Below are 26,630 nucleotides of genomic sequence, written 5' to 3' on the forward strand. Positions count from 1 at the left end.
GCCGGGCCATTTCAGGCCGGCACGCTGATCCCGGCATCTCGCATGCGGGCCAGTTTATAACGCAGGGTGCGCGGGCTGATGCCGAGCTTTTCCGCTACCTGCTGGCGGCTGCCGGCGCAGGTTTGCAATGCCTGCAAGATAATCAGATGTTCCTGCGTGGCCAGCTCTTTGCCCAGATCACTGCCCTGTTCTTCCGCGATCATCTGTACCGGGTCGGTTGAGGGGGCAGAGAATGACGGCTGTGCCGCTGGCGCCGAGGCGTCCAGCAGAATATCGGTCGCTTCAATCACAGCACCATGCGCCAGTATCAGCGCCCGCTGTATCACGTTACCCAGCTCACGCACGTTACCCGGCCAGTGCCAGGCCTGCAATTTGACCCTGGCCTCGTCACTCAGTACCAGCCTTCCTCGTCCCTGATCGCGCCCGTGGCGCTGCAACAGATATTCCGCCAGTGGCATTATGTCGCCGGGCCGTTCGACCAGTGCCGGCCAGTGCAACGGAAACACATTAAGCCGGTAGAACAGATCTTCCCGGAAATGTTTTTCCGCAACGGCATGGTGCAGATCCCGATTGCTGGTCGCCAGCACCCGCACATCCAACGCTATTGTCTTGCGCCCGCCCAGGCGTTCCACTTCCCGCTCTTGCAACACCCGCAGCAACTTGGCCTGCAGGTTGAGATCCATTTCGGTAATTTCATCCAGCAGCAGGGTGCCGCCATGGGCCTGTTCGAATTTGCCAGGGCAGGCCAGAACCGCCCCGGTGAAGGCACCTTTTTCGTAACCGAACAGGGTGGCTTCCAGCATGTTATCGGGAATGGCGGCACAGTTGATGGCCACAAAGGGACCCCCGGCCCGCTCGGAGCGTTGATGAATAAAACGCGCCAGCACCTCTTTGCCGGTGCCGCTGGGGCCGCTTATCATCACGCTCGCCCCCGACTCGGCCACCTTTGTCGCCAGTTGCAGCAGTTGTATGCTACCGGCGTCCCCCACCACAGGATCGCCGCTGTCCGCCACGTCTTGTGACACATGGCGCGATACGACCGCCAGCAGGGCTTCTGGCGCAAACGGCTTGGCCAGATAATCCACCGCGCCGGCACGCATGGCGGCCACCGCGCCCGCCACCTGGGCGTAAGCGGTGATCACCAGCACCGGCAGGCCCGGAACACGACGGTTGATCCAGTCGAGCAACTCCAGGCCGTCCATACCGGCCATCTGCACATCGGTGATCACCAGCCGCACCGTTTGCTTCTGCAACCAGACGATGGCCGACTCGGCACTGTTGACCGCCTCGCAAGAAAAACCTGCCAGCAGCAGGGTATCCTGCAACGCTTGCTGCAACCCCGGATCGTCTTCGACGATGAGCATATCAACAACATCGGGCTGTACATCATTAGTCATGAAGATGCCTCCTTAACCTATTTACGCCATGTCCTATAACTGATGTGGACTCTGGGGCTGGTTTGCCTTTCTCGTCACCCTCGCGAAGGCGGGGGTACAGGACCTTTGCAGACAAACCGCCGTCTGACCGTTCTGCGCCACCAGTTCTGGACTCCCACCTTCCCGGGAATGACAACGCAGTAAAAAGACGCCACAAGCGCTGCCCTGCGTGCTCGGCCAAACGCGTTTAACTCGGACGAAATTCAACCGAAAAAGGTCACTAAACCCTAATAGCTGGAGGAAACAGACTATCTGCGCAGGCTCGATATTCCGCTTTCCCCCTCACTTCTTAGGCAGCCACAGGCTGAAGCAACTGCCCAGCCCCTGTGTCGACTGCACCGTGACTCGGCCCTGATGGGCGCGCATCACCGCCGTTACCGCCGCCAAGCCAAGACCGGTACCCTGACTTCGGGTAGTAAAAAACGGGGTGAAGATCCGATTGAGCAGGCTGGTGTCCATGCCTTTGCCGTTATCCCGTACTCGTATCTCGACTTCATCATTCGGGGCCGACATTACCGTCAGCTCGATCCGGGTCGCCCCCGCTTCTGTCGCATTCTCCAGTAAATTCAGCAGAATGCCTTTGAGGGCATGGGCGTTGCCTAGTACCAGCACCGGCTCCGCCGAAGAAACCTTCAGGGTGGCACCTTTGGCCACCAGCAAGGAAGCGGCCGCCTCGGCGTATTGGCGCACCAGCTCACTCAACTCCAATTCCTCGGCTATCGAGCTCTGCTCGGGCCGGGCAAACAGCAAAATGTCGCTTATTTGACGCTCTATGTCGTTCAGCCGCGCCATCAGCCGCTGCTGAAACTGCGCCCGTTGCGTATCACTCAGGGTGGAAGCAGATAAATTCGCGCCGTACAAGATGGCGGCAGAAAGAGGTGTACGTATTTGATGGGCCAGGATAGCCGCCATTTGCCCCAGCGCCGCCAGACGCTGGGCATGGCTTTGCTGCTCAACCCAGGTACGGGTGGGCGTCATGTCGGTCAACTGGATCAGCTGGCCGGGTTGTCCTTCTACGTGCGCGATGGCCAGCTGTATGCGCCGGCCGTCTTTCAACGACACCTGCAGCCCGTCATCCGGCTGCGGCGCAAACACCCGTTCAATCACCCCGGGCCAGCGCTCTGCCAGCAAAGGCTCGCCCAGTATCGCCCGAGCCGCCGGGTTGGCCAGCGCCACCCGCCCCCGGCCATCCAGCCAGACCACACCGCTGGGCATGGCATTCAGCAATAACTCCATATTCAAGGGCGTACCTGACGACGCTTTTAGCAATAGGGCAGGATCACTGAACATAAGGTGGCGACGATTGAGGAAGTAGTTATCGGATTATTCAATAAGCATGCCAAAGCCGGAAACATGAGGCGTGAGACCGCTTATCGTAGGCGCCCATTGATGCGCCGCAGCCGCCAGAGAATAGGAACTGACAGGCATAAACTGATACCACATCCACCGGCTGTTTCTCTGACGGCTTACGGCTTAACGCTTTTTTCCGCCTCACGCCCTCACATGTCACGGTTAATACCGTATTTCTTCATTTTCTCGACCAGGGTGGTGCGGCGCATGCCCAGGTGCTCGGCGGCTCGCGCCACCACGCCGTCGTTGACTTCCAGCGCCTGACCAATCATGTCCATCTCGATATTGGCCAGCATTTTCTTGAGGTTGACGCCCTCAGGCGACAGCGAGGGGGCGACCGGTTCCGGCTGTTCAAGCTCCATATCGTCAACCGGCTGAAAATCGAAGAAATCGGCCTCGTCTTCGGCCTGCTCATCACCGGACTGAAACATCGCAGACAGCGCATCTCGTTCGTCCAGTTCATCGAAAGACCGCACGACCAGCTGCTCGTCACTCAAAAAACGGTATTTCGCCGGCAGGTCTTCCGGCTGCACCACCAGGTTTGGACACAGAATAAACATCCGCTCCACCAGGTTGGACAACTCGCGCACGTTACCCGGCCAGTGCCAGGATTGCAGCGAGGCAATAGCATCCGCCGAAAAAGACAGGTCGGCACCGTGAGTAAGCCGATGACGAGCAATCAGTTCATTCAACAACAGAGGAATATCGTCCTGGCGTTGGCGCAAGGGGGGAGCCTCAATCGGAAAGACATTCAACCGATAATAAAGATCTTCCCGAAAACGCTGTTCATAAATCATCTGCTCAAGATCGCGGTGCGTCGCCGCAATCACTCGCACCTTGGCCTCGATCGGCCGGGTACCACCGACCCGTTCGAAGGTGCGCTCCTGCAATACCCGCAACAGTTTAACCTGCATCGGCAACGGCATGTCGCCTATCTCGTCCAGAAACAGGGTACCGCCCTCGGCCAACTCGAAACGCCCCTTGCGCGCCGACACCGCACCGGTGAAGGCGCCTTTTTCGTGGCCGAACAGCTCGCTTTCCAGCAGCTCGGCCGGAATGGCACCGCAGTTGATGGGCACGAAAGGCCCCTCTGCCTGCAACGACAAGGCATGAATGGCGCGGGCGATCACTTCCTTGCCGGTACCAGACTCACCCAGCAGCAGCACATTGGCCGGTTTGCCCGCCACCTGACGGATCAGGTTCTTCACCTCTTTCATGGAGGCACTGGCGCCAATCAGTAACTGTTGCAGACCCGCATCCTGCTCGTTGGACGGCCGCACCGGCTGCCAGTATTGCGCCTGGGTCAGCAACGAAGTCAGCTCGTCATAAGTCAGCTCGCTCAGGGTGCCCAGTAAATTACCGGCCCGGCAGCCGGTATTCTTCAGACTGATAAAGGCATGATGCGGAAAGGTATTCAGCAACTGAGGTAAAGAGATATCCGTATCGCCCACCAGCACCGTCACATTCTGCGGCTGACTCTGCAACCAGGTCTGATCTTCAGCCCGACTGCCACTGCGCCACTTCACTTGCATGAAGGAAAGGATGGCTTCAAGCCTTGACCGTCGCTCCTGGTTGTGGTCCATAATCAGGACGAAGCCGTTAAAGCCCATAGGGTAAATATCCTTGCTATTCAATTAGTTATTATGAGTGCTTACTCGATGATTATCCCGAATCGGTCATAGCATAGCATCATGATGGTGCCAATATGAACCCATTAGTCGTAATTCTGACACAGGCGTCAAAATAACTCGACAGATAAGGTCGCATAAAGTCCATGATCATTGATCAAGATCAAATCCCCACTTGAGGCTGTCTATTTTTCAATCAAAACCCATTTATCAGCCGAGGAGCTGGCAAATTTCTGACACCGATGGATAAAAAACGATAATCGACGAGACAAACTGAGCCGTCACTTTTTTCGGAAGGTTTCAAAAGATAAGGGTTCTGCTCTGGGTATTGGATATTTATTGATAAATGGAGGGTAAACAAGAGGATAAACGCGCATAGCGACCTGACGAAAAGACAACACTCAAATCAAGCGGCGCCGGTATTGGCGCCGATGACATAGGGTCAGGCTGGCACCTGTTGCTGGCCAGCGGGAATGGCATCCCAGCTTTCCTTGATATCACGCAGCAAACCACTAATGGCTTCCAGCTTATCGATACTGTTTTCGGTATTGGCCAGTACCAGCTCGGCCATGATGAACTCATAGAGGTTATCGAGATTGGCCGCTATCTCGCCGCCGGTGTCATGATCCAAGGCCATACGCAGTTCGGCGACGATCATCATGGTGGCCCCCAGCAATTCACCACGCTGGTCCGGCTTTTCCTGCTCTATGGCAACTCGAGCCTTGGCCAGCCGTTCTAGGGCACCGGCCAATAACATTTGTACTACTTTATAGGGACTGGCTACGGTTTTTTGACTGTCCAACGCCACAGATTTATAGGCTTTCATTGAGCCACGCATTGCTACTTACTCCTACATTACGTCTAATTACGTTTAACGGTTTGATAAGCCTGCACCGAACGGCGACCTTTATGCATTTTTTTAAGTTGCTCGCCCAGCTGTAACTGTAGCTGTTCGGCGGCTTCTTTTAATTGGCGCGAGCGAACAATCAGCTCGCTCGATTCGGCAGCACTTATGTCACCTTCGCTAATCACTTGCGCCAAAAAATCGGCTCTTACTGCCAGCTGTTCGGCAAAATATTCTTCATCAAACTCATCCGCCTTAGCCAGCTCGGCAAACAGTTTAATATCCAACTCGGTTAGCTGCGTGAGAGAGCTCATGACTTACTACCGCTAAAGTCAGGCATATTGGCAAAGGCTGCCGTGACTGAACTCAGCTGCTGATTTAATTGTGCAATCATAATATCCATACTGGTAAATTGCTTATAAGTACGCTCTTCAAACTTCTCCATATAAAGCTCGAAGTCGACCGCTTCTTTATCGAGCTTTGCCATTTTCTCGTTTAGTGACTTATCACGCTCGGTTAAAACCCCTTCTTTACCGACGAAACTTTCCAGCATCTCATCCAGCTTGTTCGACACCCCTTTTTCAGACGCAAACAAGTGGCCAATGCGCTCGAAGTTGTCTTCTACCTGCTTTTTAAGAATATCCTCATCCAGCTCTATGGTGCCGTCTTTTTTACTGGTAATACCCAGGTCAGTCAGGTTTTTAATTGGGGCTACCGCGCCTTCTACCGATTCGCTCAGCATGTTACGAATTTGCGATGTTAAACTACGGGTACTGCTATCGCCATTCAGTGGGCCGGCTCGCTCGGTGTCGGGATCATAAGACGTCAGCTGATTGATGGCACTCATCACCTTATTAAAGGAGTCAACAAAGCCTTTTAAATTTTTCTCTACCGTACTTTTATCATAACCGATGGTTAAAATCGTTTCTTTCTTGGCGTCAGTTTTATCAGAAGTTTCTGGGTCATTCACTTTTTTAAGATCCAGCGTCACCCCTTGAATCGCATCTTTAATCTCGTTGCTTTGGCTGGTAACTAATGCACCATCTATGGTCACTTGTGCGTCTTTAGCCGGTTGGATCTCGGTAACGGAACCCAGTGTAGCCAGGCTAGGGCCCTCTCCATTACCATCACCGGTAGCAGAAACGGTCACTTCATTTTCGGTACCGGTTTTTTCAGCAAAAAACACCAACCGAGATCCGGTGTCATCTGTCACGACAGTAGCGCGTACCCCTTTGTTTTCTTCAGCGTTGTTTACTGCTGCCGCCACCTCTGCCAAGGTGCTTTTCTCTTTATCTATCGCCACGCTAAATGACTCGTCACCTACACCTAGGGTCAAAGTACCCGAGCCTAGCGTTTTTTCGGCATCCGCCTTAGGAATGGCATCAGAACCCACTTTATGGGCTTGTGCCAACTGCTTAACCACTAGCGTATAACTACCGGCTACCGCGTCTTTATCTGCTTTGGCACTAGTAAAACCGCTGTTATTAAAGCTGGTAGAACGCTTTTGAAAGGCCTCTTCCTCACCCAAGGCTTTAAGCGAGTCTTTAAACTCACTCAGCACGCTTTTTAGTGAGCCATAAGAAGACAGCTGCACGTTAATGTCATTAGCTTGACGAGCTAGCATTTTTTCTTTAGGTGCCCGCTCGGCGGACACGGTTGCATCCACAAACTGTTGAATTGGAAAACCCGAGCCAACGCCGGGTAATTTCAAACCGCTCATAATGTAGTCTCCTCTGCGTTGGCCAAAGATTTAAGCCTTAACGTCAATCAAGCCACCACTGGCTTCGGCCAAGCGAGCGATCACGTCTAACAGCTCTTCGGTAGGAATCTGGCGAATAGTATCACCACTTTGACTATCAATCACTGTCACTACATTGCGGCCCGAGTCTTCGTCTACGCGAAATTTAAGCTCATGAGTAAAGCTACCCACAAACTTGTCCATCTGCTCGGCCATGTCGGCCAGCTGTTCGGCGGTCAGATTTTGTGCTGTTTGTTCGGTCACCGAGGCGCTATTCGCATCTGTTTTATCCAGCGCCTGCACGGCCTGCACCGTTTGTGTAGCTTCACGGCCTACGGGTTTCGTGGTGGTTGCCTGCTGTATTGTGCCCATATCAGAAGCTAAAACAGGGGCTTTGGGGGATAAAGGAAGAGTGTCCATCATTGCATCCTCAAGCTTATGCTATACAGACTAATAAATGAAAACGCTGCTTAGCTTAATGCGGTAAGGCTTTGGTACTAACAATAAGCACTCAGCACCAACAACCTTAAACTAAACAGCCTCGCATTAGAGGAGACTTAAGTTAAAGTAACTTAAGTTAAATCAACTTAAATCAACTGAAAAAACGGGGGCCAAGCCCCCGGTTACTAATATTAAGGTCTTAGCCCAACAGTGAAAGAGCCGCCTGCGGGATTTGCTTGGCTTGAGCCAGGATGGAAGTACCGGCCTGCTGCAGGATCTGCTGCTTGGTCAGATTCACGGTTTCCTGGGCAAAATCCACATCCTTGATGCGAGACATGCCAGCCGCCGCGTTTTCACGAGTGTTGGCCAGGTTGTTGATGGTGCTGTTCAAACGGTTTTGCATGGCACCCAGGTCGGAACGCTGGGCATCAATCATACCAATGGCACCGTCAAGAATGGAAACCGCGGACTGTGCTCCAGCTTGAGTAGACAAATTAATATCAGCTACCGATGATAAATCTGAGAAATCGGCAGTAGCGGATGCACCAATAGTAGCATTCGCTCCACCAGCATCGATAGAAAAGGCTTCGTTGGAACTCAGACGTACCGAACCAGTTATATTAGCAGTATCAGTAGCTGTAGCACCCGCAACAAGCGTTACCCCTGTACCTTTATTACCATCAATATCAACACCAGTTAAATCAATATCTCCACCTACATATCCAGATATACCAATATCTGCACCTGACTTATCAGTCAGAGTTAGAGTGCCACCATCAACTGATGCTTGAACACCGGTATCGGTAGCCTTAGCATTAATAGCATCTGCAAGAGCAGACAAGTCACCCGGGTCGCTGATATTTGCAGAAATCGAAGAACCATTTAGATCAAAATCTATCTTGCCTTTCACAGCTAAACCTGAAAGTTCGGCTTGGGTCGAAGCTTCTGCGGAAACACCGGTATTTGCAGACTCTTTATTAATATTGGAAGCTATGGTGCTAGCTGACTGACCAGCTCCAATAGCTACACCAACATCATCCCCTGTACCTTTAATGGTAAAACCAGCGGAAGCCGTTACTCCGTTCGCAGCTGTAAGTGTTGCTTGGCCTAACGCACTACCGGCTAGAGTAAAACGATTTGAACCTATAGAATCCGCAGATACATTTTTAAGGGTAAGATCAATGGTCTCGTTAGAGTTTGCACCCACTTGTAGTGTACGGCTGCCAAATGAGCCATCAATCAAATTTTGCCCGCCGAAAGAGGTAGTTTCGGCGATCCGGGTCAGTTCAGACTGTAACGCACTCACTTCTTTCTGAATCGCCTTGCGATCGTCAGCCGAGTTGGTTCCGTTAGCAGACTGCAATGACAGGTCACGCATACGCTGCAGTATGTTGGTGGACTCGTTCATCGCACCTTCTGCGGTTTGCGCGATGGAGATACCGTCACTGGCGTTTTTCATCGCTACACCCAAACCACGCACCTGAGAGTTGAGGCGGTTGGAAATTTGCAGACCGGCGGCATCGTCTTTGGCGGAGTTGATGCGGCTACCGGTTGCCAGACGCTCCATGGAGGTGGCCAGCGCGCTGCTGGACTGGTTCAGGTTACGCTGTGCGGTCATGCCGGTAACGTTGGTGTTGACTGTAATCGCCATAATAAACTCTCCGTTGAGGTTCTTTCCGGCGCCATGCCGGTGTTGCGTTCTATCTGTTGTTCTTACCCGGGTTATCGGCAAGAAAAGTAACGACTTTAAGGTTTTTTACGCGCTAAATTATCGGTACATGTTCTTGCCTGGTTACATATGAGTATCGGCGTGACGGTGGGAAGCTTTAGGAGAAATTGTGAGGCGTGAGGCGTGAACGATGGGGTGACCCCGACCATTCACGCCTTACCTCTCTATCTGGGCCAAGTTAAATGTAATTAAACAAACTCATGTTCTGTACCTTGCCGAACATGGTCTGGGTGGCTTGCAGAGCGACCATGGTCTGACCGAACTCGCCGGTGGCCTTGGCGTAGTCCAGATCTTCCATACCGCTACGCAGTTTTTCCAGCGTCAGCGTCATGTCGGCGTGGGTCTCTTTCTGGTTGTCCAGCCGCTGCATGCGGTTTCCGGTGTCGGCACGCACCTGGGTAAAGTGGCTACCCATGGCATCCAGTTCATCGAGGATGTCGATCATTTCACTCTGTCCGCTGGGGTTGTGGCCGTCACTTTCCAGCCAACTCTTAGCGCGGTTTAGAATGTCGAATACGCCGCGCTCATCCTGACCGGTGCCGTCTTGCACTGCCGATGACAAGGTGACCTTATCACCGATCCGGGCTTCACCCTTGATGACGATTTCAACGCCGTCGACGGTGATCTTGTCACCCGAGGTATAGGCAGCCGGATCGGCCGGAGGCGCCGGCATGCTCACACCATTGTTGTCGGTAACCCGATAAGAGATGTCACCGGAAATCGGACTACTGTCCATAAACTCTATGGTGTAGGGGTGCGCATCGGTAAAACCGGCTTTGTCAGCGATGTTGGCACTTTCTACCCGCACCTGCTCTTCTCTGGGCTCTGTGCCCAGATGGTACTTCACGGTAAAGTCGCCGCGTGGATTGGATACGCCGCCAAAGACCAATTCGCCGTCGTGGTTGATACCCACTTTGACGCTGTCACCAATCATCATCTCTCTCTGGCCACTGTCGCCGCTATAGCTCACACTACCGTCTGGTTGACGGGTAAATGGGTCGGTATCGGTTTGAAAACCGCCGAAAATGGCCTGCCCGAATTCGTCTTTGGTATTGGCGATATCGAGCATTTCGTCGATGCGGCTCTGCAGTTCAGCCTTGTAGGCGTCTCGTTCCCGCTGGGTAATGGCCGGGTTGTTGGCGCCCAGCATGATTTCTTTCACCTGCTGGGTGATGTTTTCGCCGCTAACTAGCCCCGTTTCTTCACGCCGCAGCCGGTTTTCGGCCAGGTTGATGTTGTTCTGGTACTGGTCGAGCTTACGCAGTTCCTGCTTGTAGTTGAGAATACCGTTGGCGGCGACCGGGTCATCACTGGCGTATTCTACCCGCTTGCCGGAGGACATTTGCCCCAGCTGCCGGTTGGCCTCGGAGGTGCGGCCACTGATATTGTCCAGGTTACGCTGAATAAACTGAAAACTGGCTACTCGCATCGTGATTCCTTAGCGTATCTGCAAGAGGGTATTCATGGTCTCGGAGGCCACGGTCACCACCCGGGCCGAGGCCATGTACGACTGCTGAAAACGCAGCAGGTTGGCGGCTTCTTCATCCAGGTTGACCCCGGAGGTAGACAGCATGCGATCGTAAGACTGGTTATAGGCCGCTTCGGCAGCCAGTGCTTTTATCCGCTGGTTTTTGGTGAGGCCGCCTATTTCTACCGTGGTTTTATTGAGGCTGTCGGTCACGGTCGACTTGCCGTTGTTGAGCCATTTTTTGTTTTGCAGCTCGGCAAAAGCCAGGGCATTGGTGTTATTGCCCGAACCACCCGCCTGCTTGATCTCAAACTGGTCAAACTCCTTGGCATCTCCCTTGACGTTCAACTCCACATCATTGAAGGCAATCTTGCCATTGGCATCGGGTACGCCACTGAACAGGCTGGCGCCATTTTTATCGAGCACGTTATACACAAGCCCTCCAGCTCCGTCATCTTCTATCTTCATACTCAGCGGGTAGTCGGCCTCGGGGATGGCCGTGGCAGGAGGCACTACCTCATTCAGTGTGATCCCCACCTTGGCGGTACCGGTATTATCGCCGTTGGGGCTAACCATCACCGAGCCGGAGGCGGCAATCTGATCGCCGGTGTTCAGGTTCACTTCCAGATCGTTTCCACCCTGGCGGGTGGGCCTTAGCTGCATTTCATCACCGGTACTGGGTACATCACTTAACGAAAAACTGAAACCCAGATCCGGCAGGTTAATGGTTTGCTTGGTACCGGGGCCAACGACGACGTCCGCGGCGTCAATGCCCACAGACTCACCGGTGGTGACATCGGTTAACAGATAATCTCCATTAGCCTGATATTCAAGCGTATATTCACCGCCGGTCAGCTTGCCGGTATCGGTAATCTCAACTCCCCCGCTGATGGCGGGGTTGTTCCCGATAAAACGGCGAGCCTGGGCGTCGGGATCGTTGATGTCGTTAAAGAAATTTTCTCCCGCTATACCATTCAAATCCACCCCCTGCGCCTGCACCCGATTAAAGGCATCGGCAATGGCGATGGCGGTTTTACCCATGTCGCTCAGGTTGGGGCCGAGTATTTGATCCCGATAATGAAACAGGGCCCCTATTTCGCCACCCAGGGCCTGGCTACCCTTGAGGCGGGTAGCCTGATCCGGGTTATTGGGGCTGGTCAGATACAACTCGGTTTGTTGCGGATCCGGCGAGCCGGGCCTCACTTCCATCCCGTACGCCTGGTTACCACTGACTAACGGCTCACGGCCACCCAGCATCACCGATATCATGCCGTTTTTGTCTTTGATGGTAGTAATTTGTACTTCCTGCCCCAGTTCCTGGATCAGCCTGTCACGCTGATCGAGCAGGTCATTGGGCGTGCCGTTAAGGCCGGCATTAAAAATCTGTTGGTTAAGCTCGGCAATACCGGCGGTGATAGACGTAACGTGCTCGGCGCGGGATTCGATATCCCGATTCTTGATCGTCATTTCCTGCTCGAGCGCACTGTAATACTCGTTGAAATGGTTGGCAATATCGTTGGCGTTAGCCAGCATCAACTCGCGGTTACCCAGGTTACCTGGGTTGTCTGCCACGGCGTTAATGGCACCGTATAAATCATCCAGACTGGCGGCAATGCCCTGATTGACGCTGGTCAGGCCTTTATCGAGAAAGCTGAGGTGGTTATACAGGGCTTCTGCGCCCGCCAGCTCGGTATTATTAATAAGTACGTCTTTGAAGGCGTATTCCTGATACATTCGGGTCACGTCGGTGACTCGAGTACCGGTGCCGTAGAACTGGCCACCCGAATACATCTGCAGCGTGGTCATCTGCTCCACTCTCTGACGACTGAAGCCTTCGGTATTGACGTTGGCGATGTTATGGCCGGTGGTCGCCAGCTGACTTTGCGCTGCCAGCAGGCCACTGACACCGGTTTGATACATATCAACAGCCATCTTGTGTCCTTATGCTTGTGATACCAGTCGGGTTACGGTATTGAAAATGGAACTCAGCTTGTCGGCATATTTGGGGTCGGTGGCATAACCGGCCTCTTGCAATGCCTTGAAATACTGCCGGGGTGAGTCGGTTTGCTGCAACGCATCGCCATAACGTGGGTTATCGTGCAAAAAGTCCACATAATCGTTGAAGCTGTCGTTGAAGGAACCGTATGAACGAAACGGCGCCTGCACCTTAACGGCGATGCCCTGCTCGTATTCCAGGGTATTGACCCAGGTTTTTGCCTGCTTCCAGCTGTTATCGGCCTTGATGCCGAAAAGATTATGGCTGGAGTCACCATTTTTTGGGCCGATGATCTTTTTGCCCCAGCCGGTTTCCAGTGCCGCCTGGGCCAGCATGGCCTCGGGTGGCAGGCCCAGACGCTTTCCTGCCGCCACGGCCGCGGGCATGAGCCGGCGTACAAAGTCCTCCGGGGAACGGAACGGCTCGCTGGCGTTATAGGTAACCGACTCTTTGCCGTTGGTGGCGGCTTGCAAGGGAGGCCGCGCTCGCTTGTCTGCCTGAGCGGCCCCGGAGCCTGCCGCATCGGCCATCACATCTATCGGCCGAACCACCTTGCCGGATACCCGGCGTACACCGGTCAGTTCGAAGTGCCGGGCCGCCGGCTCTGCCTTGTCTTGCTCGCCACCCAGTTGCCGAGCAACCAGATCGGCCAGCCCCAGGCTGCCCTGGCGGCTGAGTTCGGCCGACATCTGCTGATCATGCATGTCCTGATAATACTGGGTGTAACGGCTGTTCATGGGGCTGTTAGACTCGAACACCTTGTTGGCGGCACGCATCGACTTGAACAACTGCTGGGTGAACAGGCTCTCGAACTGGCGCGCCGCTTCGTCCAGCGCCTTGCCGCGGTCTTGCTCAAAGCCCTGCTGGCGCAGCTTGTCCAGCCCCTGAATGTCGTTGGCCAGCAGGCTGTTGTTGTATGAGTCGGTGGGTGTCATGCCGTTACTCCTGAAACAAGGCTGTCAACTTTAAGCTGTCAGCTGTAAGTAAAACCAGAGCCTGAAACCGAGATCCTGATGGTCACCAGGATGACGGCAAAAATACAAAACAAAAGCCGATTTCATTCGACCGTTTTTAGGCCCCTTCACCCGCTTGGTCGAATAAATTCGCCCCTACAAAACACGCCGACTTTTATATAGCCAGGTGCTTGGCGCTTTCTTTAAATAATCACCAATTCGCCCTGTATGGCACCGGCCTGACGCAGGGCTTCGAGTATGGCGACCAGATCACCGGGTGCCACTCCAACCTGATTGACTGCCCGCACCAGGTCATCCAGGGTGGTGCCGGTGTCCAGCTTGAACATGCGGCCGTCTTGCTGTTCTACGTTGATGTTGCTGTTTGGCACCACCACGGTTTCGCCACCGGCCAGCGCATTGGGCTGAGACACCTGGGGGTTTTCGGAAATGGTAATGGTCAAGCCGCCGTGGGTAATGGCCGCCGGTTTCAACTGCACCTGCTGGCCAATCACCACGGTACCGGTGCGCGAGTTGATGATGATTTTGGCGGCTTCGTCGGCCACGTCCACGGTCAGGTTTTCCAGCGTCGACAGATAACTGACCCGCTGACCCGGATCACGCGGCGCATACACCTGCACCGAGGTGGCATCCAGTGCCTGGGCGTTGTTGGGGCCCACCAGATCGTTGATGGCCTCGGCCATGCGTTTGGCGGTGGTAAAATCGGAGCGGTGCAGGTTAAAGGTGATGGTGTCGCCGCGACCGAACGAGCTTTCTACTTCGCGCTCGACCATGGCGCCACCGGGAATGCGGCCGACGGTGGGAATATTGATCATGATGGAAGAGCCATCGGCGCCCTCTGCTCCCAGGCCACCCACCACCAGGCTGCCCTGAGCCAGGGCATAAACCCGGCCATCCACCCCTTTCAAGAAGGTTTGCAGCAGGGTGCCGCCGCGCAGGCTCTTGGCCTCGCCGATGGCAGACACGGTAATGTCGATGGTCTGGCCCGGCTTGGCAAAGGCCGGCAGCTCGGCATGCACCGCCACCGGTGCCACGTCGTTCATCTTGGGCCGCAGGTTGTCGGGCACGGTAATGCCAAAGTTGTTGAGCATGGTACGAAAGGTCTGGGCGGCAAAGGCGTTGTTACGCTCGCCGGTACCGGGCAGGCCCACCACCAGACCATAACCGACCAGCTGGTTGGCACGAACGCCGGCCACCGAGCTGATGTCTTTGATGCGGGCAGCCTGAGCCTGCATGGTGAATACCGGTAATAACAAGATGCTCAAAAAACAGGCGGCGAGCCGTTTCATTTATTAACTCCTTTGGTCGAATGAATTCGACCCTGCAAAAAGCGACATTAAAACGGCAGCCAGGGGCTGTTGAAGAACTTGGCCAGCCAGCCTCGGGTCTGGGTGTTGGCAAAGTCACCGGTGCCGCCGTAATAGATGCGGGCATTGGCAACCCGGGTCGACTCTACCCTGTTGTCGGCACCGATATCCTGCGGCCGTATCATGCCGCTGATGCGCACGTATTCTTCGCCGGTATTCAGCATTATCCACTTTTCGCCCTGCACCAGCAGGTTACCGTTGGCCAGCACCTGGGCCACGCTGACGGTAATGCTGCCCTGCAGGCTGTTGCTCTGGTTGGTGTTGGCCTGACCGTCGAATTCGTTGTTGCTCGACATGGAAGCCTGTAGTGGGTAACCGCCGATGTTGACCGGCGCCCCCCCGAGACTGAGCGGGTTGATGTTCAGACTGGAGTCTTTTCCCTGCTGGGTAGTGGCGCGCTTCTGGGCACGGGTAGACTCGGCCAAATCGACGGTAATGATGTCGCCAACCCGGTGCGCCTTGATGTCGGAATACAGGCTGTTGGCGTAGTTGTCCCTGAAAATACCGCCGTTGGGTTCCAGCTGCTGTTCGCTCAGGCTGGGGATCACCGGCGCAAAGGCGGGATCATCCGGTTTGGGGGTATAGGGGGTGCTGGTGCAGCCCGCCAGTCCGCCAAGCCCCAGAACCAATGCCGTCATTATGCTACGCATTACACTCACCCTGTTTAAAGACCCGTTACAGCTGCTGGTTGACGTAAGCCATCATTTCATCAACCGACGAGATCACCTTGGAGTTCATTTCGTACACCCTCTGGGCCTGGATCAGGTTAACCAGCTCTTCGGTGACGTTGACGTTGGAGGTTTCCAGCATACCCTGCTTGATGGTGCCGTAGCCGTCGGCCCCGGCAATGCCCTGCAGTGCCGCACCGCTCGACTGGGTTTCCAGATAGAGGTTTTCACCCTTGGGTTGCAGACCGGCCGGGTTGGCGAAGTCGGTCAGGATCAACTGGCCAATCACCTGGGATTCGGCCTGACCGGCCAGTTGCACCGATACCTCGCCGTTGGTGCCCACGCTGATGCTCTGGGCATTGGCGGGGATCTGCATTTCCGGCTGCAACGGATAGCCGTTGCCGGGGGTAACGATGATGCCTTCTTCATTGAGGGCAAACTGACCGTTACGGGTGTAGCCGGTGGTGCCGTCGGGCAACATGACTTCAAGAAAGCCACGGCCGTCAATCATCACATCCAGGGCGTTATCGGTGGTTTGCACGCTGCCCTGGGTAAAGGTTTTCTGGGTGGCCACCACCTTGCTGCCCGCCCCCAGCATGAGGCCGGATGGCAGATTGGTGTCGGCGGTCGCCCGGCCACCGGGCTGGTGAATGTTCTGATACAGCAGGTCTTCGAAGATGGCCCGGCCTTTCTTGAAGCCGACGGTGCTGGCGTTGGCCAGGTTGTTGGAGGTGACCGAAATATTGGTCTGCTGGGCATCGAGGCCGGTTTTACTAATCCATAATGCGGGGTTCATCGCAATCTCCTTTAGATACGCAGCAGCTGTGCATGGGCTTTGTCATTCTCTTCGGCGTGACTCATCATCTTCAGCTGGGTTTCGAAACGGCGCTGCAAGTCGATCAGGTGGGTCATTTCGGCCACCGGGTTGACGTTGCTGCCTTCCAGAGCGCCCGCAATCAGCTGCACCTGCGCCGAAGGTGCCTCGGGCTGACCGTCTTTACGACGGAAGAGACCATCCAGTCCTTTTTCGATGTCACCGTTATCGGGCAACACCGTCTTGATGCGTTGCAGCTCTGCACCGCCGTTGGCGGGCTCGCCTTCCAACCTCGCAAAGATGGTGCCGTCTTTGTTGATTTCCATTTTTTCCAGCGGCAACGGCAAAAAAATGGGCCCGCCGTTGTCGTCCAGCACGTTGAGGCCGTTGCTGGTTTGCAGCACGCCCTCGGGAGTGAGCTGCAGGCTGCCGAACCGGGTGTAAGCCTCGGAGCCGTCCTTGGACTCCACCGCCAGCCAGCCGTCGCCGGCCACGGCAACGTCAAGATCCCGACCCGTGGTCTGAATGGGACCGGAGGCAAAACTTTGCCCCGGCCGCTCGGCCATGGCAAACACCCGGCTGGGCAAGCCTTCACCAAAGGCCTGCATGGCCCGGGCCTGCTCCATATCGGCCTTGAAGCCGGTGGTGTTGGCGTTGGCCAGATTGTTGGCACGCAGGGCCACGCTGTGCATGTTTTCTTTGGCGCCAGACATGGCGATATAAAGCAAATGATCCATTTCAGCTCCGTCGACGTTGTTGCCGAATAAGTACTGAGTGATGCTGAACGTCAGCTATTGCACAAACTAGATTGCATAATCATCTGCAAGATTAGTGCCATTAGACAAAGCTGTTAGTCATGAATAAACAAAAAATCAAAGCGAGATCCTGACTGTCGTCAGGATGACGGACACCACTGAAAACACCGAACATAATAAAACACCGCTCTTTGGGGAACGGTGTATTTCTTTCGACTTCAAGCTTATTGCCTACGGCTATTTCTTACCGGATTTGCAATATGGTCTGCTGCAGGGTGCTGTTCACTTCCAGTGCCCGGGAGTTGGCCTGAAAATTACGCTGGGCGGTGATCAAATCCACCAACTCGCTGGTCAGGTTGGTGTTTGAGCTCTCCAGCGCCGCCACGCTGACCTTACCGAATACGCCGGTATTGGGCTGACCGGTCACGGCTTCACCCGACAGCAGCGATTGCCGCCATTGGGTATCGCCAACCTGAGTCAGGCCCTGATCGTTGGGGAAGCGCGCCATGGCCACTATGCCCAGGTTTTCTGAAGTACCGTTGCTGTAGGTGGCCTGCACCAAGCCATCGGGGCCGACATCCACCTTGGTCAGTCGACCGACAGTGGTACCATTCTGGCTGGAAGAGGTCACCTCGAACGGACCGGAATTAAGACTGGCAGAGTCGATTTTAACGGTTAAGGTTTGAGTCGGATCTGAGCCATTGGTAAAGCCCAGAGCATTCGTCGTGAACTCGGTTGGCAGAGGTGCCGTCAAAACACCGCTGCTGTCAAAGGTCAATTGCTGCGGACCACCTAGCGCTTCTTGACCATCAACATAGACATACATCTGCCATTCGTTAGTGCCCGCCGCAGCATTACTGTCCTTGACGAAATACTGGGTCATGGTGTGGGTGTCACCCAAGGAGTCGTATACGGTCAATGAAGTAGATGACGTATAAGTGGCGGAATTACCCGGGTCGAAATTTGCCGGATCCAGGGCTCCGGCCTTGGCGGGCAAATTGATACCGGTATTGACCTCTGTAGTTGCCTGGGGTTCACCGGCCTTGTCGGGAATTTTCAGCGCCTGGGTGCTGTTCAGGCCCAGACCGGCAGGGGTGCCGTCGGCATTGGCCTGGTAGGTCTGTAAATAGTGTCCCTGGGAGTTGGTGATAAAACCCTGATCATTGAGTCGAAAGGCGCCGGCCCGGGTAAAGGTGCGATCCAGAGAGCCTTGCTCGTTGGACATTACAAAAAAGCCGCTGCCGTTGATGGCCATGTCCAGCGAGTTGTTGGTGAACTGCAAGGCGCCCTGATGGAACTGCTGGGACACGGAGGCGGTTTGAACACCGCTGCCGGTACTGGTCTTGGCGTTGGAAAAAATGGAGTTGGCATACACGTCGGCAAATTCGGCCCGCGACTCTTTAAAGCCGAGGGTGTTGACGTTGGCAATGTTGTTGGCGGTTACGTCCAGATCTTTCTGGGCCGCGTTAACGCCGCTCAGGGCAATATTAAAAGACATTAATGTTCTCCTTATGCCGCTTTACGGCCGGCTATTTCGAGTACCTGATTCAGAGGAATGCCCCCCAGACCAGCAAGGTTCACCAGAGTCGGGCTGGTGGCACTGCCCAGGGTGACGCTGTCGACCCTGCCAAAGGCCAGGGCATTAAGATCTTCACGTTGATTATCAATCAGGCCGCTGACCTTGATTTTGTAACGGCCCTCGGGCGCCGGCTCGCCATTGTCGTTCAGGCCGTCCCAGGTAAAGGGCACGTTGCCTTTTTGCGGGCCGTCCAGTGACATGGTTCGCACCAGTTCACCCTTTTCATTTTCTATTCTGATCAATACGTTATCAGCTCCCTCGCCGGTTACGGCGATGCCGTCTACCGCTTCAGACTGATCCCAATAGGCCAGGTTGCTGGGCAGCAAGACTTTTTGCCCGACCAGGCTGGAGGCCTGCAGCGCCTGGCTGGAGGTCATGACGTCACTTAGGCTCGACAGTTTTTCGCTCATCTGATTGATGCCGTCGGCGGTGGTGAAGGACGTCATCTGGGCAATCATCTGGGAATTATCCGCCGGCTTGAACGGATCCTGATAGGCCAGTTGCTGGGTCATCAATGCAAAAAAGTCTTCCTGCCCCAACTGGGCCCGGCTGGGATCTTCGGCTTTTTCGGCCGGGCTTTGCTCTCCGGGCCATTGCAGACCGTTAAGATAATCGTTATTTACTTGCATGCGTTATTACCCCTTACCCAGCCGCAGGGTCTGCTGCAGCATCTGTTTGGCGGCATCGGCCACCTGCACGTTGGTCTGGTAGTTGCGCGATGCGCTGAGCATATCGGTCATCTCTTCCACCACGTTGACGTTGGGCTTGTAAATAAAGCCGTCTTTGTCCGCCATCGGGTGATCGGGCCGGAATTCTTTCAGCAACGGCTTGTCGGTTTCGACGATACCCATTACCTTGACGCCGACGCTTTCCTGACGGTCAGACAGCGCCTGGTTCAGATCGGCGGCAAACACCGGTTTGCGGGCACGGTAGGTTTCGTCGATGCTGGAGCTGACACTGTCGGCATTGGCCAGATTACTGGCGGTGGTATTGAGCCGCACCGACTGGGCGCTCATGGCGCTACCGGAAATATCAAATACCTTAAACAGGCTCACATTGAATCTCCTTTGATTGCCTTCAGCAGGCCGCTGATCTTGCCGTTCAGGAATTCCAGCGAGGCCTGATACTGCAGGGCGTTTTCCATGTAGTTGTTACGTTCGGTCTGCACGTCCACCGTATTACCGTCACCGGTATCCGGTTGATTAGGTACGCGAAACTGCACCGTCCCGGGGGGAGACAGCTCTACGGCAAAGTGTTGTTGGCTAGTGCGACTCAGCGAGAAGCCCTGATTAGTCTGCGCCTGGCTCAGGGCAGACTGAAAGTCCATGTCTTTGGCTTTATAACCGGGGGTGTCTGCATTGGCCAGGTTACCGGCCAGCAATTCGGCCCGCTCGGAACGGGCCACCAGGGCGTGTTGATGAATACCAAAGGCTTTGTCGAAAGAAATCGTCACCTGGCACCTCTTGCGTTATGTTGACGCCGTTAATTTATGGCTAAAGTTCACGGTTAAAATAAAGCAAAAGGTATGCCAGATATCACCTGAGGCGATAGATAATGCCCGGACTGCAGCGGATCATCTCGAATTTATCCGACAGGCCGGTGAGCGACTCGGAGGCGCCCAGCAGCAGGTAGCCGCCGGGGTTCAAACTGTTGGCAAACTGGTTGAGAATTTTGGATTTATTCTTAGGAGAGAAATAAATCAATACGTTACGGCAGAAAATAAGATCGAACTTACCCAGAGAGCCATAGTTGTCCAGCAAATTGAAGGGACGAAAGCTGACCATGTTTCTTACTTTTGCCTGCAGCTGCATCTTGCCGTCAGCCAGTGGGGTAAAAAACTGCTTTCGACGTTCGGGTGACAAGCCTCTCGCCAGTGACAGGCTGTCGTAAATGCCGCTCTTGCACTGTTCCAGCATGCCGGTGGAGATGTCGGTGGCAACAATTTGCAGCCCCGGCAAACCGCCCGGCCGCCGGGCCTGATATTCCAGCGCCGTCATGGCGATGGAATAGGGTTCCTGACCGGAAGAACTGGCGGCAGACCAGACTTTCAACGGTTTCCCCGGTTTGACCAGTTCCGGAAACAACTTGTCCGTGAGCAGGGTAAAGGGGTAACCATCACGAAACCACAGGGTTTCGTTGGTGGTCATGGCGTCGATGACCGCCGTTTTCAGCTCTCGCTCGCGTATCGACATGGATTTGTTTATCAGCTCGCCGAGTGACTCTATCTGAAAACGGGACAACAGCGGAGACAGCCGGCTTTTTACCAGATACTGCTTGTTGTCACCCAGCACTATGCCGGTACCGGCTTCAAGAAACTGGCAGAATGTCCTGTATTGTTCGTCGGTAAAGTTCTTCATCCCTTTCCTTTACACTTTTATCAGAGTGCGTTCTTGACCGTCGATGCCAGCTCGTCGGGGTTGAATTTGGCGATAAAATTATCCGCCCCGACCTTTTCAATCAACGCCTGATTGAAGACTCCACTCAGGGAGGTATGCAGGATCACATGCAAGTCTTTCAGTGCCGGGTCATTGCGGATTTCAGCGGTCAGGGTATAGCCATCCATCTCCGGCATTTCCACATCGGATATCACCATAGACAACTGCTCGTTAACGGGGCCGATGGCGGCGATTTCCCGAAGCTTGTTCAGCGCGAGCTTGCCGTTTTCGGCAACGATACATTTCAATCCCAGCGCCTCGAGGGTTTTCTGGATCTGGCGGCGGGCGACGGAGGAATCATCGGCAATCAGTATCGGCTTTTGCTCTGCCGTATTTAAATGAGAAACCTGCTCAAGGATCTCGGCGTTCACGGCGCCATTGACCGGTGCTATTTCGTAGAGAATTTTTTCCACATCCAGAATTTCTACCAGCTCACCGTCAATTTCGGTCACCGCCGTCATGTAATTGAAGCGACCCGCGCCCCTCGGAGGCGGCAATATCGACTCCCAGTTAACGTTGATGATGCGTTCAACCGAGTTAACCAGAAAGCCCTGCACCGAACGGTTATATTCGGAGATGATGACAAAGCTGTTTTCGGTCTGCTCTATCGGCCGGCCGCCCATGGACTTGCTGAGATCGATAATGGAAATGGTTTTCCCACGAATATTGGCCACCCCCTTGATCACTGGGTTGCGCTGCGGCAAGGCGGTGAGCCTGGGGCACTGCAAGACTTCTTTCACCTTGAACACGTTAATGCCAAATCTTTGACGTCCATTCAGCTTGAACAACAGTAATTCCAGTCTGTTCTGACCGACGAGTTGTGTTCTTTGGTTTACCGAGTCGAGTATCCCCGCCATTACAGTATCTCCGTCTATGCCACGACTCGTTTCAAGATCATGGCATGTTCTATGCTTGTTTTATGATTATTGTGCTTGAGTCAGACGGCGTTAGCTTAACACCACCCAGGGCAGACACCAATTGAGGCCAGCCTACCGTGTTCTATCGGCCATGAGGTAGTAATGCTTAAGAAAATTTTTCCGATTTTTAACATCTTGGTGCGCAAAGCGTCACTGGCAAAGTCGGGCAAGCTGCTTTGCTTGTTGCTTGCCGCCCCGTTGTGGCCAACTTCGGCTCATGCGTCGGTACATGATACTCTTCGCCACTATGCCGAAGGTTATGTGCGCGACATGGTTCCGTTACAGCCCGGCAATCGGCTGGAGGTCAATGCCGCCAGCATCGATACCCGATTAGCCTTGACCGAGTGCCTGGGTAAACTGACGGCCGATATTCGCGGAGCGGGTGAGGTGCGCCGTAATACCCACGTTTACCTGCAATGCCATGAGCAGCCAGGTTGGGAGCTGTTTGTACCTGTGCGGGTAAAGATACTCAAGCCGGTGGTCACCGCCGCCGACCCCGTTGCCCGCAATACATTGTTACAAGCCCAGCACCTGACGGTAGATTATCAGGACGAGGTGTTACTGCGCGGTGATGTATTCAACGATCCCCGTGATCTGATCGGCTCCCGCAGCAAGCGGGATCTTCGCCCGGGTCAACCCATTCGCAGCAGCCAGCTGTGTGTGGTGTGCAAAGGTGACAAGGTCGGCATTTTCGCACAGGCAGGGGGATTGATGCTTAAAACCGACGGCATGGCTCAGGAAGACGGGGCTTTCAATGACAGCATTCGTGTACGTAACATCAACTCGGGTCGAGAAATTACCGCCCGGGTCATGGCCGCAGGCCAGGTGCAAGTCAAACTGTAAATTCTGCTAAAGTTATGGCCGCAGAAGTCGATACCCCGTTTACGCAGCAGCAATATCAGGACTTGAATATCATGGCTATCGATAAACTACCCCCCGGCCTCGGTAATACCACACCGTTGACAGGCCATCAGAAGTACAAGGCATCAACCACCACAGGTACACAGCCCGATGGTGGTGCAGCCCCAATCCGACAGGATGAGGTCACCCTGACACCTCAGGCAAAGCGGCTCAGTCAGATGCAGCAAACACTGGCAACGACGCCCGCTCCCGACAACAGTGCCCGGCTGGATGCGCTGAAAAAAGCGATCAACGAAGGCAGTTATCAGGTAGACAGCGAACGGCTGGCGGCCAATATTTCTCGCTTTGAACAGGATTTAGAAGGCCTCTGACATGTCCCTTGATGCGCTGCTGAACCATCAGAAATCACAACTCGAGCTGCTGCTGGACATTACCCATCAGGAACTTGAGTTGATCGTTAAACGCCAGGCCCTCGAACTGCCCCCGCTGACCGAGCGCAAGCAGGCGTTGCTGATCGAGATCCAGACGACCGATAGCCAGCTTGCCAGCCATCCCGATCGGGAACGCCTGAACAGCGACTATCACGACCGGGTAACAGAGCTGCGTGCACTGTTACAGCAATGCCAGGAACAAAACCAGGTGGCCGAGCAACTGCTGGAGCAATCCCTCAATGGTATTCGCCAGCTAACCAATATTCTGAGCCGGCTGCATGAACGGCAAAGCATGACCTATGATCAAAAAGGTCACACCAAAGGCATCAACAAAGGCATTGGTTTCAAGGTTTAAAAGAAGGTGGTAATTAACACATCGCCTTGCCTCATCACGTTATGGCTATCCCTGCGGCCTCCGCTCAGATGCCGCGCCGCAGCTTCTCGTAAACCGCCAGATCCAATTCAAGCTCGGTCACATACATGTCACCATCCGGATAGCTGTTCACCACCCGTGCGCCCCGTACTACACCACGACTGCTGTTGCTAACCGTGCCATCCTGCAATATCTGGCTATTCATCCGGCTGGAGCTCGACGTCATGACACCACTCAGCTGCTCGGTCAGTTCGCGATAGGCATCCATCTTGGATGCACGCATGGCATGCAGCAGCTTTTGTTGATGTTCGGCCGGCTGCTGCAGGCTGATGGGGGCATACCCCACCGCATAAATATGATTTCTGGCCGGCTGTACGCTGCAACCAGACAGTACCAGCAACAACAGGGCACAGAGATTATTTCGCATAACGGCTCCTTTGCTCCGGCGTCATCACCATACGGGGTTGGGGCCCTCGCGCCCTGATAGCACTGGCCACCAGGTATTCAGGAATAAACTGCTGGGCACTGGCCACCAGGCTGTTGTCCCCCATCGATACCAACCGCGCATTGATCAAACGACCGCCCGTGGTTTCACTGACGGTGCCATGCAACAAATAGCGGGCACCGATACGTGAACTGAGCTGACGATAATCCCGGCTGGTGCTGACATCTCCATCCGGGGTGATGCGAATAAAAGGCAAGGTCTTGAAGTCGACCACGCGCAGCCCATACTGATTGAGCTGAAACATCATGGTTTCCGACAACAGCCGGCCAAAATCGTCCTGGGTACGATAGTCCTGTTGATCGACGAAGCCACTGACGGCAATGCCGGCTCGGTCGTTCAGCTGGTGCGCGCTGGACACCAGCCGATAGGCCAGCGCCGATATATGCTGCTGCAGCTGAGTCTGGCCACCCACCAATGATGGTCCGGCAGCAGGCAGATAGGCACTGCGGGTGCCGGCACTCATACGCATCGGCACCCCGTCCTGACTGTGCCGGGGAGAAGCCTGCGGCTGCGCTAAGGGTCCCAGCGGCTCGTGATTGATGTAGTGGGACGCATGATCATGGGGCAGGTAATGATGTTGATCATCAAACTGCGACTCCCTCGTTCCCGAACAGGCTGTGAGACCCAGCACGGCAACAAGGAAAAAGGGTCTACTCATGCAGTGACTCCCGCTAAATTAAATGAAATCCAAGATGTTATCGGCCAGAGATCGGCAGACTTTACCCTGCCAACAGCAAAACAACCATATGATATGCCTGAGAAACGCAAGACCCGTATTGACGTACTCGCTCTTTTAACGGTTCTACAACGTGTCAGGCAAGATTTTTGCATAATCCTTGCCAATGATTGACCGCCGCCGTGATTTTATCTGGCAGCCGTTTTCACACAGGATACCCCAGTGTCGATAAAAACCGTTTTACCTTCATTATTTCTGCTGCTGCCTCTTGCAGCTCAAGCCGACTGGTATCAAGCCGAAGGGTCGGCGCCACTCAGCCTGGGTACTGAGGCCGCCCGCCAGCAGGCTCTGGAGCAGGCGTTGGCCGACGCCCTATTACAGGCAGGCGCCTCGCTGACCACAGTGCAATCGGTCACCAACGGTGCTCTGTCGAGTCAGCAGCTGGATATTGCCGCTCGGGGTGAGCTGATGGACTACGTTATTCTCGACGAACGGCGTTCACAGGGGCATTTGAAGCTTACACTGAGGGCCGATATCTGGCCCAATGATAATGTACAGCCTCAGTGTGCCGGTCGTTATCGTCCAGGCCTGACCCTGAGCAGTTTTCCGCTGCTACGCCCCGAGCAGGGCAGGATCGGCCAAATTTTTGAACTGGGCACCGCCGTGACCGCCAGATTGGCACAACATCTGACACCAGACGTCAATTTGATGACACAACTGCCTCACCAGCTGCTCACTGATACGCGCCTGCCTCGCAGCCCCGGACTGCGCCAGGGCAGTGATGTGTTGGTCCAGAAGCAACAATCCCGACTGCTGCTAAGCGGAGTGATTGACGATATCAGCATGGACGAGGGCAACTGGGTTAAATGGCGTTTCACCGATATGCCACGTCAGTTTGGCCTATCGGTTACACTGGAAGACAGCCTGACCGGCGAGCGTTTACTGCAACAGCACTATCAGACCATATCGCCCTGGTCTTTCAGTAAACACACCAAGGTTAAGGTACATGAGCAGGGTTTCTGGCAATCGGCTTACGGCCAGTCGGCAGATAAATTACTGCAGCGCATCGCCCGCGATGTGACTAACGCCCAGTCGTGCATGAAGGCCATCGGACATATATTGCAGCAGTCTGAAGAGGGTATCCTGATGGATCTGGGCCGTCAGGCCGGTATACAACCCGGCGATCGTTTTACCCTTATTCATCGTCGCCAGCTTCAGCCCGGCTACTACAGCGAAACCTCATCCACAAGCCAGTTTGTAGTGCAACAAAGCCACACCGATTACAGCCTGTTGACACCGGCCGATGGTATCGCCCGTCAGATCAGTATCACCCCGGGTGACATGCTGACCAGCGTCAAGTAATACAATCCATTAAGTATCTGCCCAGATATTGGATTCTGGCAGCAGAGGCAATACAGTCGCCTCCCTCGAGGCGCTACGGGATAGGACATTCGTTGTTTCACCGCAAGCATTCATCGGATATTTGCAGCGGCTGAAACGGTGAGTGTCACTCGCCTGCAGCGGGTTGTCGGCCGACCCCTGATCCGATGAGCACGCCGGGCGAGCTTGATGTTCTGCCGGAAGCGGAAAAACAAAAAGCCCGACTCTTTCGAGTCGGGCTTTTTAATTGGGTGCCTGGCAGTGACCT

At 54.6% G+C, this 26,630-nt stretch carries 27 protein-coding genes; 4 read left to right on the plus strand and 23 right to left on the minus strand.

Features of this window, described 5'->3' with window-relative positions; translation table 11 throughout:
- Positions 1-11: 11 nt before the first annotated feature.
- The 21 genes from ACLEIV_RS14430 to ACLEIV_RS14530 form a co-directional block, all read right to left on the minus strand.
- Positions 12-1,397 (minus strand): sigma-54-dependent transcriptional regulator, encoded by a 1,386-nt coding sequence (locus ACLEIV_RS14430; RefSeq protein WP_410457332.1) that lies wholly within the window; start codon positions 1,395-1,397, stop codon positions 12-14.
- 321 nt (positions 1,398-1,718) lie between these two features.
- The gene (locus ACLEIV_RS14435) at positions 1,719-2,672 is read right to left on the minus strand and encodes a sensor histidine kinase (protein ID WP_410457363.1); all 954 of its coding nucleotides are present in this window, start codon (positions 2,670-2,672) and stop codon (positions 1,719-1,721) included.
- A 263-nt stretch (positions 2,673-2,935) separates the two neighbouring features.
- The gene (locus ACLEIV_RS14440; protein ID WP_410457333.1) at positions 2,936-4,396 is read right to left on the minus strand and encodes a sigma-54 dependent transcriptional regulator; all 1,461 of its coding nucleotides are present in this window, start codon (positions 4,394-4,396) and stop codon (positions 2,936-2,938) included.
- A gap of 460 nt (positions 4,397-4,856) precedes the next feature.
- A complete protein-coding gene (gene fliS, locus ACLEIV_RS14445) occupies positions 4,857-5,240 on the minus strand; it encodes a flagellar export chaperone FliS (protein ID WP_410457334.1) in 384 nt (127 codons plus the stop codon).
- 35 nt (positions 5,241-5,275) lie between these two features.
- Positions 5,276-5,572 (minus strand): hypothetical protein, encoded by a 297-nt coding sequence (locus ACLEIV_RS14450; RefSeq protein ID WP_410457335.1) that lies wholly within the window; start codon positions 5,570-5,572, stop codon positions 5,276-5,278.
- Entirely contained in the window at positions 5,569-6,978 is a 1,410-nt protein-coding gene (fliD, locus tag ACLEIV_RS14455; RefSeq protein WP_410457336.1) for a flagellar filament capping protein FliD, read from the minus strand. Before fliD ends, ACLEIV_RS14450 begins: the two co-directional genes overlap by 4 nt.
- 30 nt (positions 6,979-7,008) lie before the next feature.
- Complete coding sequence (locus tag ACLEIV_RS14460) at positions 7,009-7,419, minus strand: flagellar protein FlaG (protein ID WP_410457337.1); 411 nt, start codon at positions 7,417-7,419, stop codon at positions 7,009-7,011.
- A 217-nt stretch (positions 7,420-7,636) separates the two neighbouring features.
- Entirely contained in the window at positions 7,637-9,088 is a 1,452-nt protein-coding gene (locus ACLEIV_RS14465) for a flagellin (protein WP_410457338.1), read from the minus strand.
- Positions 9,089-9,344: 256 nt separating this feature from the next.
- Positions 9,345-10,595: a flagellar hook-associated protein FlgL gene (flgL, locus tag ACLEIV_RS14470; protein ID WP_410457339.1), complete on the minus strand. Its 1,251-nt coding sequence runs from the start codon at positions 10,593-10,595 to the stop codon at positions 9,345-9,347.
- A 9-nt stretch (positions 10,596-10,604) separates the two neighbouring features.
- Positions 10,605-12,566 (minus strand): flagellar hook-associated protein FlgK, encoded by a 1,962-nt coding sequence (gene flgK, locus ACLEIV_RS14475; protein WP_410457340.1) that lies wholly within the window; start codon positions 12,564-12,566, stop codon positions 10,605-10,607.
- A 9-nt stretch (positions 12,567-12,575) separates the two neighbouring features.
- Positions 12,576-13,565 (minus strand): flagellar assembly peptidoglycan hydrolase FlgJ, encoded by a 990-nt coding sequence (flgJ, locus tag ACLEIV_RS14480; RefSeq protein WP_410457341.1) that lies wholly within the window; start codon positions 13,563-13,565, stop codon positions 12,576-12,578.
- Positions 13,566-13,786: 221 nt separating this feature from the next.
- The gene (locus tag ACLEIV_RS14485; RefSeq protein ID WP_410457342.1) at positions 13,787-14,890 is read right to left on the minus strand and encodes a flagellar basal body P-ring protein FlgI; all 1,104 of its coding nucleotides are present in this window, start codon (positions 14,888-14,890) and stop codon (positions 13,787-13,789) included.
- Positions 14,891-14,937: 47 nt separating this feature from the next.
- Positions 14,938-15,618, minus strand: a complete 681-nt coding sequence (gene flgH, locus ACLEIV_RS14490) for a flagellar basal body L-ring protein FlgH (protein ID WP_410457343.1) — start codon at positions 15,616-15,618, stop codon at positions 14,938-14,940.
- Positions 15,619-15,643: 25 nt separating this feature from the next.
- On the minus strand, positions 15,644-16,432 hold the full coding sequence (gene flgG / locus ACLEIV_RS14495) for a flagellar basal-body rod protein FlgG (RefSeq protein WP_410457344.1): 789 nt from the start codon (positions 16,430-16,432) through the stop codon (positions 15,644-15,646).
- A gap of 11 nt (positions 16,433-16,443) precedes the next feature.
- The gene (gene flgF, locus ACLEIV_RS14500) at positions 16,444-17,187 is read right to left on the minus strand and encodes a flagellar basal-body rod protein FlgF (protein ID WP_410457345.1); all 744 of its coding nucleotides are present in this window, start codon (positions 17,185-17,187) and stop codon (positions 16,444-16,446) included.
- Between the two features lie 262 nt (positions 17,188-17,449).
- A complete protein-coding gene (gene flgE, locus ACLEIV_RS14505) occupies positions 17,450-18,703 on the minus strand; it encodes a flagellar hook protein FlgE (protein WP_410457346.1) in 1,254 nt (417 codons plus the stop codon).
- Positions 18,704-18,714: 11 nt separating this feature from the next.
- Entirely contained in the window at positions 18,715-19,413 is a 699-nt protein-coding gene (locus ACLEIV_RS14510; RefSeq protein WP_410457347.1) for a flagellar hook assembly protein FlgD, read from the minus strand.
- Between the two features lie 6 nt (positions 19,414-19,419).
- Complete coding sequence (gene flgC, locus ACLEIV_RS14515) at positions 19,420-19,839, minus strand: flagellar basal body rod protein FlgC (RefSeq protein WP_410457348.1); 420 nt, start codon at positions 19,837-19,839, stop codon at positions 19,420-19,422.
- A complete protein-coding gene (flgB, locus tag ACLEIV_RS14520; protein WP_410457349.1) occupies positions 19,836-20,237 on the minus strand; it encodes a flagellar basal body rod protein FlgB in 402 nt (133 codons plus the stop codon). Before flgB ends, flgC begins: the two co-directional genes overlap by 4 nt.
- Positions 20,238-20,319: 82 nt before the next feature.
- Positions 20,320-21,141 (minus strand): CheR family methyltransferase, encoded by an 822-nt coding sequence (locus tag ACLEIV_RS14525; protein ID WP_410457350.1) that lies wholly within the window; start codon positions 21,139-21,141, stop codon positions 20,320-20,322.
- Between the two features lie 20 nt (positions 21,142-21,161).
- Positions 21,162-22,076: a chemotaxis protein CheV gene (locus ACLEIV_RS14530; RefSeq protein WP_410457351.1), complete on the minus strand. Its 915-nt coding sequence runs from the start codon at positions 22,074-22,076 to the stop codon at positions 21,162-21,164.
- Positions 22,077-22,238: 162 nt separating this feature from the next.
- Here ACLEIV_RS14530 and flgA point away from each other — a divergent pair, with 162 nt between their 5' ends.
- From flgA to ACLEIV_RS14545, 3 genes are all read left to right on the plus strand, one after another.
- Positions 22,239-22,979: a flagellar basal body P-ring formation chaperone FlgA gene (gene flgA, locus ACLEIV_RS14535; RefSeq protein WP_410457352.1), complete on the plus strand. Its 741-nt coding sequence runs from the start codon at positions 22,239-22,241 to the stop codon at positions 22,977-22,979.
- A 71-nt stretch (positions 22,980-23,050) separates the two neighbouring features.
- Complete coding sequence (gene flgM / locus ACLEIV_RS14540) at positions 23,051-23,368, plus strand: flagellar biosynthesis anti-sigma factor FlgM (RefSeq protein ID WP_410457353.1); 318 nt, start codon at positions 23,051-23,053, stop codon at positions 23,366-23,368.
- 1 nt (position 23,369) lies between these two features.
- Positions 23,370-23,783 carry a flagella synthesis protein FlgN gene (locus ACLEIV_RS14545; protein ID WP_410457354.1) on the plus strand — a complete coding sequence of 138 codons (414 nt, stop codon included), beginning with the start codon at positions 23,370-23,372 and terminating at the stop codon, positions 23,781-23,783.
- Between the two features lie 64 nt (positions 23,784-23,847).
- Here ACLEIV_RS14545 and ACLEIV_RS14550 read toward each other — a convergent pair whose 3' ends face one another.
- Both ACLEIV_RS14550 and ACLEIV_RS14555 read right to left on the minus strand, forming a co-directional pair.
- Positions 23,848-24,228 (minus strand): LPP20 family lipoprotein, encoded by a 381-nt coding sequence (locus tag ACLEIV_RS14550; protein ID WP_410457355.1) that lies wholly within the window; start codon positions 24,226-24,228, stop codon positions 23,848-23,850.
- Positions 24,218-24,964 (minus strand): FlgO family outer membrane protein, encoded by a 747-nt coding sequence (locus ACLEIV_RS14555; protein WP_410457356.1) that lies wholly within the window; start codon positions 24,962-24,964, stop codon positions 24,218-24,220. Before ACLEIV_RS14555 ends, ACLEIV_RS14550 begins: the two co-directional genes overlap by 11 nt.
- Positions 24,965-25,204: 240 nt before the next feature.
- Between ACLEIV_RS14555 and ACLEIV_RS14560 the strand changes: the two genes are divergently transcribed.
- On the plus strand, positions 25,205-26,344 hold the full coding sequence (locus ACLEIV_RS14560; RefSeq protein ID WP_410457357.1) for a flagellar assembly protein T N-terminal domain-containing protein: 1,140 nt from the start codon (positions 25,205-25,207) through the stop codon (positions 26,342-26,344).
- The last annotated feature ends 286 nt before the right edge of the window (positions 26,345-26,630 follow it).

Source organism: Oceanisphaera submarina (genome assembly GCF_046521305.1).
Classification (GTDB): Bacteria; Pseudomonadota; Gammaproteobacteria; order Enterobacterales; family Aeromonadaceae; genus Oceanimonas; species Oceanimonas submarina.

Bases quoted from the DNA above. Each gene is read 5' to 3' on its own strand.
- ACLEIV_RS14430 (WP_410457332.1), bottom strand. From the start codon at position 1,397: ATGACTAATGATGTACAGCCCGATGTTGTTGATATGCTCATCGTCGAA.
- ACLEIV_RS14435 (WP_410457363.1), bottom strand. From the start codon at position 2,672: ATGGAGTTATTGCTGAATGCCATGCCCAGCGGTGTGGTCTGGCTGGAT.
- ACLEIV_RS14440 (WP_410457333.1), bottom strand. From the start codon at position 4,396: ATGGGCTTTAACGGCTTCGTCCTGATTATGGACCACAACCAGGAGCGA.
- fliS (WP_410457334.1), bottom strand. From the start codon at position 5,240: ATGAAAGCCTATAAATCTGTGGCGTTGGACAGTCAAAAAACCGTAGCC.
- ACLEIV_RS14450 (WP_410457335.1), bottom strand. From the start codon at position 5,572: ATGAGCTCTCTCACGCAGCTAACCGAGTTGGATATTAAACTGTTTGCC.
- fliD (WP_410457336.1), bottom strand. From the start codon at position 6,978: ATGAGCGGTTTGAAATTACCCGGCGTTGGCTCGGGTTTTCCAATTCAA.
- ACLEIV_RS14460 (WP_410457337.1), bottom strand. From the start codon at position 7,419: ATGATGGACACTCTTCCTTTATCCCCCAAAGCCCCTGTTTTAGCTTCT.
- ACLEIV_RS14465 (WP_410457338.1), bottom strand. From the start codon at position 9,088: ATGGCGATTACAGTCAACACCAACGTTACCGGCATGACCGCACAGCGT.
- flgL (WP_410457339.1), bottom strand. From the start codon at position 10,595: ATGCGAGTAGCCAGTTTTCAGTTTATTCAGCGTAACCTGGACAATATC.
- flgK (WP_410457340.1), bottom strand. From the start codon at position 12,566: ATGGCTGTTGATATGTATCAAACCGGTGTCAGTGGCCTGCTGGCAGCG.
- flgJ (WP_410457341.1), bottom strand. From the start codon at position 13,565: ATGACACCCACCGACTCATACAACAACAGCCTGCTGGCCAACGACATT.
- ACLEIV_RS14485 (WP_410457342.1), bottom strand. From the start codon at position 14,890: ATGAAACGGCTCGCCGCCTGTTTTTTGAGCATCTTGTTATTACCGGTA.
- flgH (WP_410457343.1), bottom strand. From the start codon at position 15,618: ATGCGTAGCATAATGACGGCATTGGTTCTGGGGCTTGGCGGACTGGCG.
- flgG (WP_410457344.1), bottom strand. From the start codon at position 16,432: ATGAACCCCGCATTATGGATTAGTAAAACCGGCCTCGATGCCCAGCAG.
- flgF (WP_410457345.1), bottom strand. From the start codon at position 17,187: ATGGATCATTTGCTTTATATCGCCATGTCTGGCGCCAAAGAAAACATG.
- flgE (WP_410457346.1), bottom strand. From the start codon at position 18,703: ATGTCTTTTAATATTGCCCTGAGCGGCGTTAACGCGGCCCAGAAAGAT.
- ACLEIV_RS14510 (WP_410457347.1), bottom strand. From the start codon at position 19,413: ATGCAAGTAAATAACGATTATCTTAACGGTCTGCAATGGCCCGGAGAG.
- ACLEIV_RS14525 (WP_410457350.1), bottom strand. From the start codon at position 21,141: ATGAAGAACTTTACCGACGAACAATACAGGACATTCTGCCAGTTTCTT.
- ACLEIV_RS14530 (WP_410457351.1), bottom strand. From the start codon at position 22,076: ATGGCGGGGATACTCGACTCGGTAAACCAAAGAACACAACTCGTCGGT.
- flgA (WP_410457352.1), top strand. From the start codon at position 22,239: ATGCTTAAGAAAATTTTTCCGATTTTTAACATCTTGGTGCGCAAAGCG.
- flgM (WP_410457353.1), top strand. From the start codon at position 23,051: ATGGCTATCGATAAACTACCCCCCGGCCTCGGTAATACCACACCGTTG.
- ACLEIV_RS14545 (WP_410457354.1), top strand. From the start codon at position 23,370: ATGTCCCTTGATGCGCTGCTGAACCATCAGAAATCACAACTCGAGCTG.
- ACLEIV_RS14550 (WP_410457355.1), bottom strand. From the start codon at position 24,228: ATGCGAAATAATCTCTGTGCCCTGTTGTTGCTGGTACTGTCTGGTTGC.
- ACLEIV_RS14555 (WP_410457356.1), bottom strand. From the start codon at position 24,964: ATGAGTAGACCCTTTTTCCTTGTTGCCGTGCTGGGTCTCACAGCCTGT.